This window comes from Pasteurella canis, from assembly GCF_900454865.1.
Lineage (GTDB): Bacteria > Pseudomonadota > Gammaproteobacteria > Enterobacterales > Pasteurellaceae > Pasteurella > Pasteurella canis.
On the sequence record NZ_UGTV01000015.1, the window covers coordinates 319,017 to 339,540 of the forward strand.

18 protein-coding genes are annotated in these 20,524 nt (G+C 34.7%); 10 read left to right on the forward strand and 8 right to left on the reverse strand.

Annotation, left to right across the window (positions count from 1 at the left end):
• Positions 1 to 70: 70 nt before the first annotated feature.
• From DYE19_RS02200 to potA, 5 genes are all read right to left on the reverse strand, one after another.
• Entirely contained in the window at positions 71 to 1,120 is a 1,050-nt protein-coding gene (locus DYE19_RS02200; RefSeq protein ID WP_049216322.1) for an extracellular solute-binding protein, read from the reverse strand.
• 252 nt (positions 1,121 to 1,372) lie between these two features.
• The gene (locus tag DYE19_RS02205) at positions 1,373 to 2,419 is read right to left on the reverse strand and encodes an extracellular solute-binding protein (protein ID WP_049216321.1); all 1,047 of its coding nucleotides are present in this window, start codon (positions 2,417 to 2,419) and stop codon (positions 1,373 to 1,375) included.
• A 126-nt stretch (positions 2,420 to 2,545) separates the two neighbouring features.
• Positions 2,546 to 3,313: a spermidine/putrescine ABC transporter permease PotC gene (gene potC / locus DYE19_RS02210; protein ID WP_049216320.1), complete on the reverse strand. Its 768-nt coding sequence runs from the start codon at positions 3,311 to 3,313 to the stop codon at positions 2,546 to 2,548.
• Positions 3,313 to 4,167, reverse strand: coding sequence for a spermidine/putrescine ABC transporter permease PotB (gene potB / locus DYE19_RS02215; protein WP_049216319.1), 855 nt, complete (start codon positions 4,165 to 4,167; stop codon positions 3,313 to 3,315). Before potB ends, potC begins: the two co-directional genes overlap by 1 nt.
• Positions 4,157 to 5,269, reverse strand: coding sequence for a spermidine/putrescine ABC transporter ATP-binding protein PotA (gene potA, locus DYE19_RS02220; RefSeq protein ID WP_160531467.1), 1,113 nt, complete (start codon positions 5,267 to 5,269; stop codon positions 4,157 to 4,159). Before potA ends, potB begins: the two co-directional genes overlap by 11 nt.
• A 327-nt stretch (positions 5,270 to 5,596) precedes the next feature.
• Between potA and pepT the strand changes: the two genes are divergently transcribed.
• Positions 5,597 to 6,835 (forward strand): peptidase T, encoded by a 1,239-nt coding sequence (gene pepT / locus DYE19_RS02225; protein ID WP_115322463.1) that lies wholly within the window; start codon positions 5,597 to 5,599, stop codon positions 6,833 to 6,835.
• Between the two features lie 75 nt (positions 6,836 to 6,910).
• Here the strand turns inward: pepT and DYE19_RS02230 are convergent, their stop codons facing one another.
• Together DYE19_RS02230 and DYE19_RS02235 are read right to left on the reverse strand one after the other, a co-directional pair.
• Positions 6,911 to 9,568 carry a PqiB family protein gene (locus tag DYE19_RS02230; protein ID WP_115322464.1) on the reverse strand — a complete coding sequence of 886 codons (2,658 nt, stop codon included), beginning with the start codon at positions 9,566 to 9,568 and terminating at the stop codon, positions 6,911 to 6,913.
• Positions 9,555 to 10,802: a paraquat-inducible protein A gene (locus tag DYE19_RS02235; RefSeq protein ID WP_115322465.1), complete on the reverse strand. Its 1,248-nt coding sequence runs from the start codon at positions 10,800 to 10,802 to the stop codon at positions 9,555 to 9,557. The genes DYE19_RS02230 and DYE19_RS02235 overlap by 14 nt, the downstream gene beginning before the upstream one ends.
• A 216-nt stretch (positions 10,803 to 11,018) precedes the next feature.
• On the opposite strand from DYE19_RS02235, the gene proQ reads away from it, so the two are divergent.
• From proQ to DYE19_RS02265, 6 genes are all read left to right on the forward strand, one after another.
• Positions 11,019 to 11,639, forward strand: coding sequence for an RNA chaperone ProQ (gene proQ / locus DYE19_RS02240; protein WP_115322466.1), 621 nt, complete (start codon positions 11,019 to 11,021; stop codon positions 11,637 to 11,639).
• A gap of 96 nt (positions 11,640 to 11,735) precedes the next feature.
• Entirely contained in the window at positions 11,736 to 13,787 is a 2,052-nt protein-coding gene (prc, locus tag DYE19_RS02245; protein ID WP_115322467.1) for a carboxy terminal-processing peptidase, read from the forward strand.
• A gap of 67 nt (positions 13,788 to 13,854) precedes the next feature.
• The gene (locus tag DYE19_RS02250) at positions 13,855 to 15,363 is read left to right on the forward strand and encodes a L,D-transpeptidase family protein (RefSeq protein ID WP_115322468.1); all 1,509 of its coding nucleotides are present in this window, start codon (positions 13,855 to 13,857) and stop codon (positions 15,361 to 15,363) included.
• Positions 15,364 to 15,506: 143 nt separating this feature from the next.
• Positions 15,507 to 16,067, forward strand: coding sequence for a peptidoglycan L,D-endopeptidase MepK (gene mepK / locus DYE19_RS02255; RefSeq protein WP_115322469.1), 561 nt, complete (start codon positions 15,507 to 15,509; stop codon positions 16,065 to 16,067).
• A 199-nt stretch (positions 16,068 to 16,266) separates the two neighbouring features.
• Positions 16,267 to 16,731, forward strand: coding sequence for an IS200/IS605 family transposase (gene tnpA / locus DYE19_RS02260; RefSeq protein WP_115322470.1), 465 nt, complete (start codon positions 16,267 to 16,269; stop codon positions 16,729 to 16,731).
• Positions 16,732 to 16,867: 136 nt separating this feature from the next.
• Positions 16,868 to 17,497: an MBL fold metallo-hydrolase gene (locus DYE19_RS02265; protein ID WP_115322471.1), complete on the forward strand. Its 630-nt coding sequence runs from the start codon at positions 16,868 to 16,870 to the stop codon at positions 17,495 to 17,497.
• A 273-nt stretch (positions 17,498 to 17,770) separates the two neighbouring features.
• Here the strand turns inward: DYE19_RS02265 and gap are convergent, their stop codons facing one another.
• Positions 17,771 to 18,775: a type I glyceraldehyde-3-phosphate dehydrogenase gene (gene gap / locus DYE19_RS02270; protein WP_049216309.1), complete on the reverse strand. Its 1,005-nt coding sequence runs from the start codon at positions 18,773 to 18,775 to the stop codon at positions 17,771 to 17,773.
• A 245-nt stretch (positions 18,776 to 19,020) separates the two neighbouring features.
• Here gap and msrB point away from each other — a divergent pair, with 245 nt between their 5' ends.
• From msrB to rpoZ, 3 genes are all read left to right on the forward strand, one after another.
• Positions 19,021 to 19,413 carry a peptide-methionine (R)-S-oxide reductase MsrB gene (gene msrB, locus DYE19_RS02275; protein WP_115322472.1) on the forward strand — a complete coding sequence of 131 codons (393 nt, stop codon included), beginning with the start codon at positions 19,021 to 19,023 and terminating at the stop codon, positions 19,411 to 19,413.
• 102 nt (positions 19,414 to 19,515) lie between these two features.
• On the forward strand, positions 19,516 to 20,142 hold the full coding sequence (gmk, locus tag DYE19_RS02280) for a guanylate kinase (protein ID WP_115322473.1): 627 nt from the start codon (positions 19,516 to 19,518) through the stop codon (positions 20,140 to 20,142).
• 64 nt (positions 20,143 to 20,206) lie between these two features.
• A complete protein-coding gene (gene rpoZ, locus DYE19_RS02285) occupies positions 20,207 to 20,476 on the forward strand; it encodes a DNA-directed RNA polymerase subunit omega (protein ID WP_049216306.1) in 270 nt (89 codons plus the stop codon).
• The last annotated feature ends 48 nt before the right edge of the window (positions 20,477 to 20,524 follow it).

Here is a 20,524-nt window from a genome sequence, read left to right on the forward strand (position 1 = left end):
ATTAATGTACAAAATGGAAAAGATCTTCATCCCGAAGATCTTTTTGTGATTGAAATCAAGCTATGGTCAATTATTTTGCTGCTTTTAATTTCTGATAATAACTATCGTACAGATCAATGGCATTGTCTACGTCAATTTGCCACTGGCTGCGATCAATTACTTCTTGAGTTAAGAAGGTAGCGTGATCTTCTGTCAATGTTTTGGGAAGACGTTTTAATGCTTCCAAGTTAGATGTTGGATAGCCAATATTTAATGTCAATTTTTCTGACACATCTGCACTTAATAAATAATTAATTAATTTATAAGCATTTTCTGTATTTTTTGCGCTGGAAGGTATAGCTAAATTATCTATCCAGAGCATTGTTCCTTCTTTTGGATAGACCATATCTATTGTTGCTCCTTCATTTTTAGCGATACGTACAGAACCATTCCACAAGAGTCCAATATCTGTTTCACCTGAAATAAAAGTACTTGCTGGATTATCAGAATTGAAAGAGAGAATATTTGAACGTATTTTTAATAATTCTTTATAGGCTTCTTCCAACACAGCAGGATCTTGTGTATTCGGGTCTTTTCCCATTTTTAATAACGCAATATTGAAGAGCTCACGGGGGTCATCAAGCATTTGTATTTTATCTTTAAATTCCACATTCCATAAATCTCCCCAAGATTGAAATTGCTCAGCTTTGTAGTTTGAAGTATTGTAAGCAATTCCTGTTGCACCAAATAGTTGGGGTAGTGAATATTTATTACCTTTGTCATAGGGACGATCAAGCATATTGGGATCAAGCTGTGTTATGACTGGTAGTTTATTGTGATCTAATTCTTTCAGCATCCCTTCTCTGGCCATTTTTGACACAAAATAGCTAGTTGGTGCGATGACATCATAGCCACCATCTTTACCAATAGTTTTTAATTTTGCATACATTGTTTCATTTGATTCTAAGCTTGATACAATAACTTTAATTCCAGTTTGTTTTGTGAATTCATCTAATAAACCTTCTGGAACATATTCTGTCCAAGTATAAAGATAAACTTCATTATTATTCGCTGCGTTTACGTAGTTATTTACACTTAGCATCATCACGCCAGTTGTTAAAATACAAGTGAGTTTTTTCATGAATATAGCTCCCATAAAAGGGGATAATGAATGTGTCAGTCAAAATATAGCTAAACTGACCTGAAGATGCCGAATGGATACGGACAGAGATGGATTTTAGGCTAGAAAATACAGATTGTAAATGAATTATTATATGAAATTTATGCTTAAAAATTCATTTGTTGAAAACAGAATGAGATAAGATGAAATAGAGAGAAAGTGCGGTTAAAATTTCAGAATTTTCACCGCACTTTATATAGTATGTAAAACAGATTATTTAGCTGCTTTTAACTGTTGGTAATAGTTTTCGTAATATTCAACAGCATCACCTACATCATCTTGCCAATAGCTATTTTGTAATATTTCTGCTGTTGGATAGATAGCTGGATCTTGTGTAATTTCAATAGGTAGTAGTTTTAGCGCTTCAACATTCGATGTTGGATAGCCAATTTCTTCAGTCAATTGAGCAGATACTTTCGCACTTAATAAATAATTAATTAATTTATGTGCGCCATCAGGATTTTTTGATGTTGCTGGAATTGCTAAAGTATCAACCCAAAGTACCGGTCCTTCTTTTGGAAAAACCATATCTAAAGGAGCTTGCTCTTTTTTAGCAATACGGACAGAACCGTTCCAAAGTTGGCCTACTTCAACTTCACCAGAGATAAATGAGTTAGCTGGATTATCTGAATTAAACGAAAGTACATTTGGACGTAATTTTAATAATTCTTCATATGCCTGCTTAATAATAGCTGGATCCGTAGTATTTGGATCCTGTCCTAATTTAAGTAGTGCAATATTAAATACTTCACGCGCATCATCAAGTAATTGTACTTTTCCTTTAAACTCAGGCTTCCATAAGTCTCCCCAAGCAGTGAAGTTATCACCTTTATAACTATCTGTGTTATAAGCAATACCAGGTGCTCCTAACAATTGTGGCAATGAATATTTATTACCTTTGTCATAAGGTTTATCTAACCAGTCAGAGTTTAATTCTTTGATAACAGGTAATTTGCTGTGGTCTAGCTCTTTTAGCATACCTTCACGCGACATTTTTGACACAAAATAATTTGATGGTGCGATAACATCATAACCACCTGTTTCACCTTGCGTTTTTAATTTCGCATACATAGTTTCGTTTGATTCCAAACTAGAAACGATGACTTTGATTCCCGTTTCTTTTGTAAACTCATCTAATAAACCATCTGGGACATATTCAGTCCAAGTATAAAGGTAAACAGTGTCATTGGTTGCATGTGCATTAGCAGTTAAGCCAAGTGTCATGATTCCTGCAGTCACAAGACCTGCAAATTTTTTCATTTCTATCATTCTCCTGTTAAGGGTAAACATTCTCTTTGGTAAGAGGTATAAAAAAACGCCTTGTTTGAAGGCAAGGCGTATTCTATTTTGTATTAAGTTGTTTGTGAAGTATTATTTTTACAATACTTATTTTCCTTTTCTGGCGACAACTTGGCTTAAAATCACTAATCCTAATGATAAGATAATCATGATTGTTGCTAACGCGTTAACTTCAGGAGTCACACCTGTTTTTACTAAAGAGAAAATTTTCAATGGTAAAATTTCATAACTGACTCCACTCACAAATGATGAAACAACAACATCATCTAATGAGATTGTAAAGCTGAGTAACCAACCTGAGATAATTGCAGGCAGTGCAAGTGGGAAAATAATTTTACGTAAAATCGTTACTTCACCTGCTCCAAGATCTTTTGCTGCCTCAAGCATTTTTATATCAAAACCTTTAAGACGTGAAAAGATAGTTACAACTACATAAGGTAAACAGAATGTAATATGGGCTAATAATAATGACAAAAAGCCTAAATTAATGCCAACAATCATGAATAAAGCAAGTAATGATACTGCCATGACGATATCTGGTGACATCATCACGATAAATAGCATGCCACTCACTGCTTGTTTACCACGGAAACGATAGCGATATAAGGCTATTGCTGTTAGACCACCAATAATCGTAGCGATTGTTGCTGCAAAAAAAGCAATCGTTACTGAGTGAATAGCTGCTTGAATGAGCGTATCGTTATTAAATAGTCGTTCATACCATTTCCAGCTAAAGCCTTTCCAAGTTAAACCATAGCGATCATCATTAAACGAGTTTGTCACCAAAATAATAATTGGGATATACAAATAAGCGTATACCACCAGCATAAAAATATTGCGTAGTAATCGGCTCATTATTCCAACTCCATTTTCTTATTCATTAATTTACTTGCTTTGTAGTAAACAAAAATGAGCAATGCCATCAGAATAGTTAAACCAATACTGATCGCGGAACCAAATGGCCAGTTACGCGAAATTAAGAATTCACTCTTAATTACATTACCTACTAGCAGTACTTTTGCGCCACCTAATAAATCAGCGACGTAGAACATTCCCATTGCAGGTAATAAAACTAATAAGCAGCCTGCAATAATACCTGGCATAGTGAGTGGAATAATCACTTTAATAAAACGTTGAAATGCATTTGCCCCTAAATCTTTAGCTGCTTCGAGTAAACGATAATCTAGTTTTTCTATCGCAGCATAGAGCGGTAAAATCATGAATGGCAAAAGTAAGTAAACTAAGCCAATGACTACCGCAACTTCAGTATTTAAAATACGAATTGGTGTATCAATAATACCAAGAGTCATTAATGTGTTATTGAGAATACCTTTTACTCCTAAAAAGATTTTCATACCATAGATACGAATGAGTGAGTTAGTCCAAAACGGTAACACAACTAAAAAGAGTAAGAATGGTCGATATTTAGGGTTAATTTTCGTTAATAAAAATGCAAAAGGATAACCAATAATTAAACAAACAAGTGTGGCTAGACCTGACATATACAATGAATTCCATACAACTTGAGCATAAAGTGGCTCAAATAAACGTGTATAGTTTTCAAATGTAAATGGCAATGCATAAAAGTTACTACTATCGCGAGTCAAAAAGCTGACGATAAGTACCAAAATGTTTGGTGCCAGTACAAAGAAGATCAACCAGCCAAAAATGACAGCAATAGTTGATTTTTGGAAAGCATTATTCTTCATCGCTCAACACAACCTCCCAGCCCTCGTGCCATGTTAATGCCACTTTTTGACCTAAAGAGTGATCAATATTAGGATCGTCTTCATTGAAGAATTCACTGACAAGTACTGTCATTCCATTGTGATCTAATGTGATATTGGATTCTAATGTCATGCCTTTGTAGTTACGATCAGCAACGTGACCAATAATTGCTTTTGAGCTTTGATTTTCATCAAGTTCTTCGATCAGAATATCTTCTGGACGGAGTAAAACTTTCAGCTTTTGTTCTGGTGTGACATTAAGGTTTGTATAAATTTCACAAATTCGACCTTCAACATTAGCACGTACACGTTTTTCATCAATGCGCTCTAAAACGGTTGCATTAAAGATATTGATTTCACCAATAAATTTAGCAACAAAAAGATTTTTAGGCTCTTCATAAATTTCACGTGGAGAACCATCTTGTTGAATATGCCCTTTACGTAACACGATAATGCGATCAGACATTGTCAGAGCTTCTTCTTGATCGTGTGTGACAAAAATAAATGTGATCCCTAATTTACGTTGCAATGCTTTTAATTCATTTTGCATTTGTTTACGTAATTTATAGTCTAAAGCAGAAAGTGATTCATCAAGTAATAATACTTTTGGTTTATTCACAACAGCACGAGCAATAGCGATACGTTGTTGTTGTCCACCAGATAATTGTGCTGGTTTGCTCTCTGCATATTCTTCAAGTTGAACCATACGTAATGCTTCTAATACACGAGGTTTAATCTCTTCATTAGGTACTTTTTGCATACGTAGACCAAATGCCACATTTTCAAAAATTGTCATATGTGGGAACAGAGCATAACTTTGAAAGACTGTATTGACATGGCGATGTTCAGCGGGAATGTTTGTGATGTCTTCGCCGTCAAGAATAATATGACCAGAATCTAATTCTTCTAAGCCTGCAAGCAAACGTAAAACAGTTGTTTTACCACAACCTGAAGGACCAAGAATGGTTAAAAACTCCCCATTATTGATCGTTAAATTAAAGTTTTCAATGATGGTTCTATCACCATAGGACTTAGTAATAGAACGAAGCTCAATAATAGGCTTGTTTTGAACTGAATTTTCCACTAGCTTTGGTTTTCTCCCTAATGTACCAATAATTTAGGTATTGAGTAGAAACAAATGCCAACAGAAAAACTGTTGGCGCTCACGATTAAAAAATAAATGCTAATGATATAGCGATTGTTTAATAAATAAAAGTGATTTTATAAAAAAATTGTAGGAAAAGGGGAGAATGACTTCACTCAGATAACACACTATTCTATAGCTATATTTTATTATTCAAAAATGAATAGCTGACTTTGAGAAAATTAACAGAGAAAGTTGTGATATATCAATGAATATAGCGTTATTTGCCATTAAACTTTAATCATTATTTTGTCGCGAGTAAATTCTATGTTAAATGAAGATCAAGAATATCGATTATTAGAGCGTTTTTTACATTACACTACTTATGATACTCAATCTAAACTTGGCGCTAAAGTGTCCCCGAGTTCACAAGGGCAAGTAAAATTAGCAAAGCATCTACAACAAGAGCTAGTTGCTCTAGGATTAGAAGAAATTGAAGTATCAAAAAATGCAGTTGTTACTGCTTTTCTTCCCTCTAATACTGATCCCAGCTCCCCAACGATTGGACTAATTGCCCATTTAGATACAGCAACTGAATGTAGTAGTAAAAATGTACAGGCTGAAGTGATTGAAAATTATCGTGGGGGTGATATTGCATTAGGAATGGGGGAAGAATTTATTAGTCCCGCACATTACCATTTTTTACACCAACTGGTAGGGAAAACCTTGATTGTTGCTGATGGAAATACGTTATTAGGAGCAGATAATAAAGCTGGAATTGCAGAAATTATGACCGCACTTTCAATATTCAAAGAAAACAATTTACCTCATTGTAATATTCGAGTGGCATTTACCCCAGATGAAGAGATTGGACTGGGAATGCAATTTTTTCCATTAGAAAACTTTTCTTGTGATTGGGCATATACTATTGATGGTGGGGAAGTTGGTGAATTAGAATATGAAAATTTCAATGCAGCTAGTGCAATTGTGACTATTGAAGGAGTCAATATTCATACAGGATCTGCAAAAGATAAAATGATTAATGCATTAAGTTTAGCTTGTGAGTTCCAACAGGGGTTGCCTGCGGATGAAACACCAGAGAAAACAGAAGGTAAACAAGGGTTCTATCATCTTAGCCGCTTTAGCGGTGATATAGAAAGAGTTGAGCTGCATTATTTGATTCGTGATTTTGAGCAAGAAAAATTTTTACAGCGTAAGGCTTTTATTCGGCAGCTTGTGAATGAGTTTAATATGAAAAAATCATTGAAAAAGCCAGTATGCGTGGAAATTACAGATAGTTATAAGAATATGAATGAGATTGTTAAAACTGTGCCAAAATCTGTAGAACTTGCGGATAAAGCAATGCAGATATGTGGTATTCAACCAATTCATAAAGCTATCCGAGGCGGTACAGATGGAGCATGGTTAGCAGAAAAAGGATTAGCGTGTCCAAATATCTTTACTGGTGGCTATAATTTCCATAGTAAACATGAGCTTATTACTTTGGAAGGGATGAAAAGTGCTGTGAAAGTGATAACAACTATTGCTGCATTAGCACTACAATAATGAAAATTGTCATCTATGTTTGGAATATGATAGACCGCATAGAAAGTGCGGTCTATTTTTTGAAATTTTTACATTTTATTTAGCTAAAGCTCCAGAGTTCCATTGTTGCGCATTAGCTGGGCGTTTTATTTGTAGTAAAAAATGTTGATTGGCTTTTGCAGCTGGTTTAATTATAGTTGTTGGTGGCGTAGAGAAAGCAATTCCGCCCTTCAATAATTGTTGTACAGAGCCAGTATTTACTTCTGCTCCATTTAGCCCAAAGCTGAAATCATAGCCTGCTGCAATCCAGAATTCTGAATTTTGACGTACTAAATGTTTATATTTTTGTGAAATTAAAATATGAACAAAAACACGATCACCTAATTCATTCAACTTAATTTGATTTATCGTACCTACTTCTACACCTCTGTATAATATAGGCGAGCCTGTCGTGATATTCAGAGCATCATGTGTTTCTAATATGAGCGGGAGGCCCTGAGCATATTGATTATTTTTACGCGGTGCAGATTGAGTTAGTTGGAATTGTGTTTTTGCTTTTCCAGATCCGATTTCAACGTCAATATAAGGTTGTAATAAGCTCTCAATATTTTCAATGCCACCAGCTGAGATTTGTGGTGAGATCAGTGTAAATCGACTACCTTCTTTCGCAATTAATGTTATATATTGTGGATTGATCAAGGCTTTTGCGATGACTTTATTGCTTTTGACATCGAGATTCACTTGTTCAATTTCTCCAATTGTTAAACCACGGTAGCGTAAGTTCATTCCTTTCGTTAAATTGGTCGCATCCTCTGTAATAAAAGTAAGTTGCTGTCCTGCTGATTTTGCGCGTAATTCGTTTGCATAAAGTGTATTAGCTGAAGCCCGACCAATAAGATTCTCAAAGCTTATTGCTCCTTTTAGAGAGCGAGCTATTGGCGTTGCATGTATGCTAATTCCTTTTGCTGTAATATCAATTTGTGCAGCACTTTCTACCCAGAAAACACTTTTATCGGTTAATAACTCTCGGTGTTTTGGATAAATAAAAATATCAACTTCAAATGTTTTAGCTTTTGGACGTACCTCTAGAATTTTCCCAACTTCATATTGGCGGTACAGAACTAAAGAACCTTGGCTAATATTCGGTAATTCTGTGCTAGTTAATGTGATCGTTGGTATTAATTGACCTCCTATAATACCCGATTCGGCATGGGAGATATCTTTATATAGAGGATAGACTGCGAGTGGTTTCCCCTGATTTTGTTTACCACTTAAGACTCGAATGCCTCCTTGTAACCATTTTTCAGGTGAGGCAGCCTCAAATCGAAACCCATTTACATCTAAGTTAATGTCCAGATTAGAGGCAGCAATAAAACGGGTATCTTGGTGAATTAAATGACGATACTTCTCTGCGATAGCGATTTTAAAGGTTACACCTTCAATATCAAGAGTCTGAGCGATGATTTCACCAATAGTAATATTGTTATAGTAGATAGGTTGACCTTCACTGACACCATAAGTTTCTGGAGCGGTTAAGGATAAGACCAAAGTATTTGGTTGTTGTAATAATAGCTCATTTTCCTTAATAACTGTGAATGTTGTTTGGGGTTCCCCCAGACCTGCAACGACTTCAAAATATTCTCCGCGCAGTAAATTTTGAATATTAGTAAGATCTCCTAAATTCAATTTTTTATTGCGTAAAACGATATTAGTTTTATTTGTAAAAAGATCGACTGAGAGAGGATCAACAAGTAACTTTCCTGTTAAGGACTCTGGATTATTGTCTACTTCGTTAAGCTCGGATAAAATACCTATTTGTTTGTTTTGATAATATACGCTAGTTTGTCCTGCTTGGAGTCCAGATGTTTTAGGTAATTTAATGTCGATTGGGATCCCTCGTTTAGCCGCATTGAAATTTGCATAAAGTGTAAACTTATCGTTATTTTGTGCAAGTTCACTCTGACTTGGTGAGTCGAACGCGACAGCACCTTGTACAATCGCATTTAAGCTATCCACATTAATATTGATGCCAGATAAACCAATTTGTGCATCAATACCACTGATATTCCAGAAATGACTGTCTTTTTTGACAAAATGTGCGTAGGCTTTATCAATAACTAAATTGATTGAGACCTTTTTACCATCTTCAATAAAACGATAATCGTAGATTTTACCAACGGGGAGTTTTTTAAAATAGACAGAAGCACCGATTGAGATTGATCCAAGATCATCAGCCAATAAATGGAGAAGTAGATCTCCATCATCAACTTGTGCGATAGGACCTTCTGTTTCCGCTATGAATTCATCTTCATTATCGCCATCACCTGGCTGTAAAGTGATATAGTTACCTGAAACTAAGGCATCAATACCTGAGATGCCAGCAAGTGAAGCACTTGGCTTAACTAACCAAAACTTTGTATTCTCACGTAAAACAGTTTTTGCTTCTGGATATATATTCGCTAGTACTTCAACCTGTTTCAGATCATTCGTAAAACTGACTTTTTTAACTACACCAATTTGTAAACCTTGGTAACGTACTTGCGTTTTGCCTGCAACTAATCCTTCACCATTAGCAAAAGTAATTTTAATTGTATACCCCTGTTCTTGAATAATTTGGAAAAAGAGGATTGCACCAATACAGAGGGCAATAAAAGGTAAGAGCCAGAACGGTGAGATTCGTCTGACTTGTTTTACATTTGCTTTTGCTTCTGTGTAAAGTTGTTCAACGGTGTCATTTTGATTATTGTTTGTCATAAATTTTCCAAATTAAGCGACTATCAAATTGTGAAGTAGATATCATAGTCAAAAATACTGCGATACCAAAGTAGAATGCTGCAGGACCTACGGAAAAGTCAATTATTTGTCCTCGTGCAACTAAGGACATCATTAGTGCTAATACAAAGAGATCAAGCATAGACCAACGACCTACAAAATGTACAAAATGTAATAAGCGCATTTGCCATTTTATAGCGTGTTTTAGTTTAAAGTGTACGCAAATCAGTAAATACAGCATGATAATAATTTTACTAATTGGAACGAAAATACTCGCAACAAAAACGACAAATGCAATGAAATAGCTTCCCATATCGATAAAGCTCAATACACCAGACATTAATGTATCTTCGCTTGGTGCACCGTTTAAATAAACCACTGACATAGGTAAAATATTCGCTGGAATAATCATAATAATTCCTGCAATTAAAGTTGCCCAAGTGCGCTGTAATTTTATATCAGGCGATAAATGAAGAAGAGAATCGCAACGAGGACAAGTTGCTCGCTGTTTATGATCATAAGTTGCTTGAGTAAAGCTATATTGACATTCGGTACAAAAGTGCGGTTGATTATCCGTTGGTATTTCAGTTAATGCATGGCTATTCGGATAAAACTCATTCCAAAGTGCCTTAGGATTGAGTTTTATAAAGAGTAATGTCGTCAATAAAGCGGTAAATATAAATGCTATAAGGTAAATGTCAATTTGTAAAGTAGCGTATTCACGCACTTTAAACATTGTCACAGCAAGCGCAACGAGGTAGACATCAAACATCACCCAAGGCTTAATATAAGTCAGCGAAATTAATAAGTTACGAGGTTTGATTCCAAGTAACTGAGATATGCGTAATAAAATTACTAATAAGGCAAAAGAAATAGGCATAAAAACAGCACAAATGAAAACGAGAAATGCTGTATAAGGGTAGCCTTGGGTTGCCATTTTCCATATTCCCCCCCAAACAGAAGCATCAATTTTTGAGCCTAATAAATCAATACTAAGCAAAGGGTAATTAAGTGCAAAAGGCATTAAAATTAAAATAGATAACGCTAACATAGCACAGCGATGTAAGCTCCAACGATCTGTAGAGCTCAGTGCATTGTGACAACGTGGGCATTCTGCATATTGTTGCTCTTTTAATGGAGGAAAGGAAATCACCGCATCACAATCCGAGCAACAAGCTAATTGGTTTGTAGATTTGTTAGGTGCGGTATTTATCATGTGAGTTAACTTGTTGGCGTTGAGATAAAGAATGGATATTCTATACTGTCTAAAAAAATTTGAAAATAGTTGTATAACTAATGAAAAAGTCCCATTTATTTTTGTTGAGAAACGTAAATTAACGTATTTATATGATTATATAATTGTCATTTTTTCTTAAAGTGAGCTAAACTATGCCGAGTTTTTCTAGTAGAAATATAGAGTCAGGAAGAGAGAATGAGCGAACTCCAAAAATTAACAAATAATAAAGACATTATTGCTTATTTAGTGGAAAAATTTCCACTTTGTTTTTCCTTGGAAGGTGAAGCCAAGCCTTTAAAAATTGGTTTATTCCAAGATTTAGCAGAAGCGTTAAAAGACGATGAACGTGTGAGTAAAACACAGTTACGTCAAGCACTGCGTGCGTATACATCAAACTGGCGTTATTTGCATGGTTGCAAATTAGGTGCTGAACGTATTGATCTAGAGGGTAATGCTTGCGGTGTATTGGAGCAAGAACATGTAGAGCATGCTGCAACACAGCTTGCGCAAGCGAAAGCAAAAGTCGCCGAAAAGCGAGCTTCTGAGAAAGCGGCTAAGCCTGAGAAAAAACGTTTAACTCAACGTACAGAAGGTAAAACGGTAAAAACAGAAAGAAAACCAAAACCAGTACGTAAGTCAAGAATAAAATTAAATACAATTGATTTCTCAACTTTACAAAAAGGTGATGTTGTTAAGGTCAAAGTCGGTGGAAACCCTAAAAATGCAATTGTATTAGAAGTGGTGAAAGAGTCTGCTCGAGTACAATTAGATAATGGTTTGGTCATTAGTGTTTCAGCTGAGCATCTATTTGCATAAATTTTATTAAAAATGAAAATGCCATCATGCTCGATGGCATTTGTGTATTTTATATTAATTAACCTGTAAGCATGTTTTCTTTTTTAGGAATAATAAATGATATTACGTAGCGCTAAAAGTTACTTAACAATATTTTTGTTAAGCACTTTTTTTATGAACTTCACTATCGTACAAGCAGTAGCTCCAAAAATTAAACAAGACGATATTGTGATTCCACAACCTACAGAAGAAAATCAATTAGCCACTAAACGAGCTACAACACGTTTAACGCAAAGTCATTACCGTAAATTTACACTGGATGATGCTTTTTCACAGAAGGTATTTGAACGTTATTTAAAATCATTAGATTTTAGTCGGAACATTTTTTTACAATCTGATGTGGACGAAATGAGAGCAAAATTTGCAACTCAATTTGATGAGTCATTAAATGAAGGGAATCTTTCAATTGCATTTGAAATGTATGATTTAATGATGAAGAAACGTTATGAACGTTATAAATATGCTCTTTCTTTATTAGATAAAGAGCCAAATTTATCAGAAGATGATCACATTGAAATTGATCGTGAGAAAGCAGATTGGGCTAAAGATGTAGCAGAGCTTGATAAACTCTGGCAACAGCGTGTTAAAAATGATGTTATCAATCAAAAACTAAAAGGGAAAAAGTGGTTAGATATCAGAAAAACCCTTGTTAAACGCTATGATTTAGCGATTCGTCGTTTAACGCAAACCAAAGCAGATGACATTCTTCAAGTGTACTTGAACTCTTTTGCTCGTGAAATTGATCCGCACACAAGTTATTTAGCACCACGTACAGCTAAAAGTTTTAATGAAAGTATGAATCTTTCTTTAGAGGGGATTGGTGCAACGTTACAGCAAACAGAAGATGAAGGCACGACTATTAAATCTTTAGTACCTGGTGCGCCAGCAGAGCGTAGTAAAAAATTGAAAGCAGGTGATCGCATTATCGGTGTTGGTCAGGCAACAGGAGAAATCGAAGATGTTGTTGGTTGGCGTTTAGAAGATATTGTTGACAAAATTAAAGGTAAAAAAGGTACGAAAGTACGTTTAGAAATTGAACCTGAAAAAGGCGGTAAATCGAAAGTAATTACGTTAACACGCGATAAGGTTAGAATTGAAGATCAAGCAGCCAAATTAACTGTAAGTAAAGTTGATGGACAAATTGTAGCCTCTATTAAGATTCCTAGCTTTTATATCGGTTTGACACAAGATGTACGTAAGTTACTGTCAGAAATGAAAATTAAGAAGGCAAAAGCGTTAATTATTGATTTACGTGATAACGGTGGTGGTGCATTGACTGAAGCTGTTGCATTAAGTGGACTCTTTATTAGTGATGGACCAATTGTGCAGGTTCGAGATGCGTTCCAACGTATTCGTATCCATGAGGATCCAGATAGTGAACAAGTTTATTCAGGACCATTATTTGTCATGATTAACCGCTTTAGTGCATCTGCATCAGAAATTTTTGCTGCGGCAATGCAAGACTATAACAGAGGTATTGTGATTGGGCAAAATACTTTTGGTAAAGGAACTGTACAGCAAAGTCGCTCATTAAATTTTGCTTTTGACGCAAATCAAGAACCTTTAGGATTGATTCAATATACTATCCAGAAATTCTACCGAATTGATGGTGGGAGTACTCAGCTGAAAGGAGTTGCTGCTGATATTGATTTTCCAGCAGCAATTGATGCTAAAGAGTATGGAGAGGAAAAAGAAGATAATGCTCTGCCATGGGATAAAATTCCCGCTGCAAATTATGTAGAAGTTGCTCAAGCAAGAGAAGCAGTCTCAACTTTGAATAAGAATCATCTTGAGCGTATTGCTAAGGATCCAGAGTTTATTGCATTGAATGAAGAGCTTAAAATTCGAGATGAGCGTAGTGAACGTAAATATTTATCTTTGAACTATCAAGTACGTAAGGTTGAGAATGACAAAGATGATGCTAGACGTTTAAAAGATTTAAATGCTCGTTTTAAACGAGAGGGTAAAAAACCACTAAAAGATTTAGATAGTCTACCAAAAGATTATGAGGCACCTGATTTTTATCTCAAGGAAGCAGAAAAAATAGCAGCAGATTTATTGAAGTTAGAAATAGAAAAAGCTAGGGTAGCTCAAGTAAAATTAAATTAGGTTTATTTTGACCGTACTTTATAGCTAAAAGTGCGGTCAGATTCTAATGATTTTAAGGAACTATAATATGTTAAATATCAAATTATTCAAATCTGCACAATTAGCATTTTTGTTTTCCTCGTTATATGCGATGAATGTACATGCTAATCCAGAACATCAAGATTCGCTTAATACAGGTACTGAAGTTACTCAAGAAGTTGATCTTTTAACTAAGCAGCAACTTGAGTTAGAGGCAAAAGCAATTGAAGATCAACTTGCAGCTGAAAAACAGCTTGAAGAAGAACGTATTGCAGCTGAGAAACAAGCATTAGCAGAAGAACAATTGAATGCAAAGTTAGGTGAAATAAAATTACAGTTTAAATCGGCAGTCGCTAAGATTTATGCCAGTAATAACTTTCAGCCGATTTGGCAAGATAGCTCCGCTGAAAAACAGTTTTTACGTGAATATGCAATGTTAGTTATCAGTGGTGTTTCAAAGAACTCGGCTGAAATTTTAGCAAAAATAGATGCTATACCAGAAGGCAATTTTGAACGTGATGTATTACTTACAGATACATTCTTGGATTACATGTATTATAGCTATAATATTATTAAATCTGCACAAAAATGGCTTTATTCAGCAAATAATTATAAATCTAGCTTGCCGACAGAGGAACAAATTTCAACTTGGCTGATGGCTGCTCAAGAAGGAAATATGTTGGCATTTTTAAATACGCTAACAACCGAGAACAATTTATATAAACAGACATTCGCTGCATTACCGGAGTTAGTGAATCCATCAAATATGGATAAAGAAGCATTAAAAAAACTATATAAATTAGCAATTAATGTGCAGCGTTTGCGGGTTATTCCAGCATTTGAGGATGGATTATTTGTTAATATTCCTAGTTATGAATTAGATTATTATCGTGACGGAAAATTAGTTTTAAGTTCCAAAGTGATTGTAGGCAAAAAAGCACGTAAAACTCCTGTTTTGTATAGTAAATTAAGTAATGTTGTCGTGAATCCACCTTGGAATACACCAACACGTTTAATTAATGAAGACATTATCCCAAAAGTACGAAAAGATCCGAGTTATATTTATCGTAATGGTTATACGATTATTGATAGTAAAGGAAAAACTATCGATCCTTATACAATTGATTGGGAAAATATGACTGCGAAAAAGTTCCCATATCGTTTACGTCAAGCACCTGGAGATAGTGCATTAGGCAATTTTAAATTTAATATGCCAAGTTCTGATGCAATTTTTTTACATGATACGCCAACAAGAAATTTATTTGCTAAGAAAGATCGTGCATTAAGCTCAGGTTGTGTCCGTGTTGAGAAAGCAGATGAATTAGCAACCATTTTATTGAAAGAAGCTGGTTGGTCTGAGGAAAGAAAACGAAATACATTACAAAGTCGTAAAACAACTTCAGCGAATGTGGCATCAAATAATCCAGTATTTTTATATTATGTAACAAGTTGGGTCGATGGTGAGAAGACTTATACTTTACCTGATATTTATGGTTATGATGTTACACCAGACTTAAGTTATATAGATTGGAATATGATCAAAAAATACATTAATTAATGTCATTTTTATTAAAAATTAAGCTAAATTTCCCTTCCATTTTGAAGGGAAATCAGTAAAATTGTTATGTTTTCTTAAGCTGAGAACTAATCTTAATTACGTTGGTCAAAATAAACATCAAATAACATAGAGATATTAACAGAATGAATACTATTAACCATAGTCGTCGAAAATGGTTATCCTTAGGTGGAATTGTATTAGGTGCTAGTTTGTTACCTAATAGCCTGTTAGCTGCTGTTTCAACCCCAAAACCACGTATTTTACGTTTTAGAAATATTAATACAGGGGATAAATTCAGTTCTGAATTTTTACCGAGTAAAGGATTCTCATCGGTGGCATTAAAAAAATTGGACTATTTAATGCGAGATAAGCGTAATAATCATATGCATCGGATGGATCCAAAGTTATTTTTAAAATTTTATCGTCTACAATCGAGTCTAGGGTTACGTAATAGTGAAATTCAAATTATTTGTGGTTATCGTTCCCCTGCAAGTAATGCCGCAATGCGTCGTAAAAGTCATGGTGTAGCGAGTAATAGTTATCATACACGTGGGCAAGCTATTGATTTTCGTATTGATGGTGTACCACTAGTAAAACTTCGGCAGGCAGCAGAAAAATTGAATAATGGTGGAGTAGGTTATTATCCTCGTAGCAATTTTATTCACATTGATACTGGTCCAGTAAGAACTTGGCGTGGAGCTTAGACGGGATTGAAGTAGAGGAATTTTTTAATGAACCGCACTTTCAAAGTGCGGTTTTCTTATTATAGCTAGACAAAGTCTAGCTATAAAAACCATACGCTTTGCGTATGGAACAGAAAAGCTTAAGCGGTGAGCAGAAAAAAACATCCTCCTATAATGAACAAGGCTGACAACCAAAATTCAACATATAGGAGGATAAGTCATGGCAAGTAAATCCAATGACGATTCAAGTCTATCACACACAAGATGGAACTGTAAGTACCACATAGTCTTTATCCCTAAGTATAGGAGAAAAGCAATTTATGGAAAATTGCGAGTTGATATAGGAGGGATACTAAGACAATTATGTCACTACAAGAATGTAGAGATAATAGAGGCATATGCAATGAAAGATCATATCCATATGCTGTTAAGGATACCTCCAAAACTGGCCGTTTCAAGTTTTATGGGGTATTTAAAAGGTAAGTCATCGCTAATAATATTTGAAAGACATGCAAATTTAAAATATAAGTATGGGAATCGAAATTTTTGGGCGAAAGGCTATTATGTAAGTACAGTAGGTTTAAATACAAAAATTGTAGAGGAATATATCCGAAATCAGGAAAAGGAAGATATGATTCAGGATAATTTATCGAAGAAAGAATATATGGACCCCTTTAAGGGGTAGGCAACAGAGTTATTGAACGGTTGTCAGACTTCACATGCCCCTTGAGGGGCATGTGAAGTACTAGGCCCTTATAGGGTGGCCTAAAAACCGCCCGTTTTACGGGCGGATTGTTATTATTTATAGATAGAGAGATGAGATGAATATTGAAATTATTCCCGTAACTGCTTTTCAGCAAAATTGTTCTTTAATTTGGGATGAAGACAAGAATGCAGCTATTATTGATCCTGGTGGTGAGGCAGATAAATTAATTAAACGTATTATAGAGCTTGAACTAAATTTAAAAGTGATTTTATTAACCCATGGTCATCTTGATCATGTTGGTGCTGCTCCCAAAATTAAACAACATTTCCAAGTAGAAATTATTGGACCTCATTCATTAGATTATTATTGGTTTGCTCAATTACCTCAACAGTCACAAAAATTTGGTTTATTTGAAATAGCAGCTTTTACACCAGATCGATGGTTAGATAAAGAAGGTGAAATAGTTGAAATTGGAGAAATGAAATTTGAAGTATTACATTTACCAGGACATACTCCAGGACATATTGGTTTTATAGAACATCAAAAACGTATTGCTTTTACAGGAGATGTTTTATTTAAGCAAAGTATTGGACGAACAGATTTTCCAGGAGGCAATCATCAAACTTTATTAACAGTGATTCGTGAAAAACTCTATCCATTAGGTGATGATATGATCATTTTAGCTGGGCATGGCCCTTATACAACTGTTGGTCAAGAAAAGTTAAATAATCCTTTTTTGCGTTAAATTAAATTTGATAATAGTATTTTTAAATTGGAATTTCTAATAAATAACTGTCGGAGAAGTATGAGAATGAATTTGATAATTTATTTAAAATAATCTAGCTATGATTTTCATATAGAAACATTTAGATAATCCGATTATTTGAGTAGAGTTTAATTTAATAAGTTCAGAAAATATAAAACCATTTTATGGTTGAGTGGATGTTGGTTGTAATTATATATTATAGGTATAAAACTAGCCTCTTGCAAAGCAAGAAGCTAGTTCAACATAGAGTAATTAACCTTTGTAGTTATAAACGTGAGCTACTAAGTCTAATACTTTGTTTGAGTAGCCAGTTTCGTTGTCATACCAAGAAACTAATTTCACGAAAGTATCTGTTAATGCAATACCAGCTGCTGCATCAAATACAGATGTTAATGTACAACCGTTGAAATCAGTAGAAACAACAGCATCTTCAGTGTAACCTAAAACACCTTTCATTTCATTTTCAGACGCACGCTTGATTTCTGCACAGATTTCAGCATAAGTTGCTGGTTTTTCTAAGTTAACAGTTAAGTCAACAACAGAAACGTTTGGCGTTGGAACACGGAATGCCATACCTGTTAATTTACCGTTTAGTGCAGGGATAACTTTACCTACTGCTTTAGCTGCACCAGTTGATGATGGAATAATATTTTGTGCTGCGCCACGACCACCACGCCAGTCTTTTGCAGATGGACCATCGACAGTTTTTTGTGTCGCAGTTGTTGCGTGAACAGTAGTCATTAAACCATCTTTGATACCGAATTTATCGTTGATAACTTTAGCAAGTGGAGCTAAACAGTTAGTTGTACAAGACGCGTTAGAAACGATATCTTGACCAGCATAAGTATCAAAGTTAACGCCACTTACAAACATTGGTGTAGCATCTTTAGATGGGCCAGTTAAAACAACTTTTTTAGCGCCAGCAGTAATATGTTTACGTGCAGTTGCATCATCTAAGAATAAACCCGTTGCTTCAACTGCGATATCAACGCCAATTGCACCCCAATTTAAGTTTGCTGGATCACGCTCAGCAGTGACACGGATTGTTTTACCGTTAACGACTAAATTACCATCTTTAACTTCAACAGTACCATCAAAACGACCGTGTGTTGAATCGTATTTCAACATATAAGCCATATACTCAACATCGATTAAGTCGTTGATACCTACAACTTCGATGTCATCACGATGTTGTGCAGCACGGAATACGATACGACCGATACGGCCAAAGCCATTGATACCAATTTTAATTGCCATAAGATTTTCACCTATATTTAAAGTTAAACAAAACTGTTACATAGAACAAAATGAAGTGATTCCCTTTTGTTTTTGTCGCGAGAGATTATAACATGGTTTCTTTTTAGTTGTGAAACTACACGACATTGAAAACAATAACAGATAAACTTTTTGTGATCTATGTCAAAATAATAAAAACTGTAACTTGTGAAAAATTACTCGATTTTTTAAAACGAATTATAAGATAATTTTTATTAGGAAAGAAAATGAAAAAAAGAGAAGAAATGACAGATATTCAAGTACATGTCTGCTTGAATCAAGGAACTGAACATCCTTTTACTGGTAAGTTATTAAATCAACAGAAAAAAGGCTTATATCGTTGTGTGGTTTGTCATTCTGCGTTATTCATTTCAGATACGAAATTTGATGCAGGTTGTGGTTGGCCAAGCTTTTTTGAGGCAATATCACCAGAAGCAATTCGTTATTTAGATGATTATAAATTATCTCGTCCTCGTGTTGAAATTCGCTGTGGAAAATGTGATTCACATTTAGGTCATGTATTTGAAGATGGACCAGATCCAACAGGGTTACGTTATTGTGTGAATTCTGTTTCTATGGCCTTTGAAGATTTATCAACAGGCGAAATTATAGAGGGTTAAATTTTTATAAAAAGTAGCCTTACTTTACTATTTTTTTAGCTGATTTTACATGAATTTCTCGGCATAATAGATAACAGTATTTTATTCATAAAGGGATGAGTTATGACACAAGGTAATTTATATATTATTTCAGCGCCCAGCGGAGCAGGAAAATCCTCATTGATTTCGGCTTTATTGCAGCAACAGCAGAATAATGAAATGATGGTATCGATTTCTCATACAACTAGACCACCTCGTCCAGGTGAAAGTCATGGAGTACATTATTATTTTGTGTCAATAGAAGAATTTGAATCATTAATCAAACAAGATTTATTTCTCGAATATGCGAAAGTATTTGGTGGTAATTACTATGGAACATCTTTACCTGCTATTGAAGAAAATTTGGCACAAGGTATTGATGTTTTTCTAGATATTGACTGGCAAGGTGCGCAGCAAATTCGCAAGAAAGTATCTAATGTGAAAAGTATCTTTATACTACCCCCTTCCTTAACAGAATTAGAACAACGATTGATCGGTCGTGGTCAAGATAGTCAAGAAGTCATCTTAACTCGAATGTCAAAGGCAATTGAAGAAATTTCTCACTATAATGAATATGATTATGTGATTGTTAATGATGTGTTTGAGCAAGCGTTAGCTGATTTGCAGGCAATTTTGCGATCTGAGCGTTTAACACTATCTCATCAAAAAAAACAAAATCAACAATTAATAGAACAACTACTGGCAAAATAAGCATTGCTTTAGTATCATATTAACCCTTTTTTAATTTTTTTGAATAATAGAGATGGAGTAAAATATGGCTCGTGTCACAGTGCAAGATGCGGTAGAAAAAATTGGTAACCGTTTTGATTTAATTTTAACCGCAGCACGTCGTGCAAGACAATTACAGTTACATTTACGTGAACCTTTAGTACCAGAAGATAATGATAAACCAACTGTGATTGCATTACGTGAGATTGAAAAAGGTTTAATCAATAATGAAATCATGAATGCACAAGAACGTTATGATGCATTAGAGAGAGAGAATACAGAATTACACGCAGTATCTTTATTATCTAATCAATAAAAGTGCGGTCATTTTTATAAAGTTTTCATCAACTAACTTGAAGTCAGG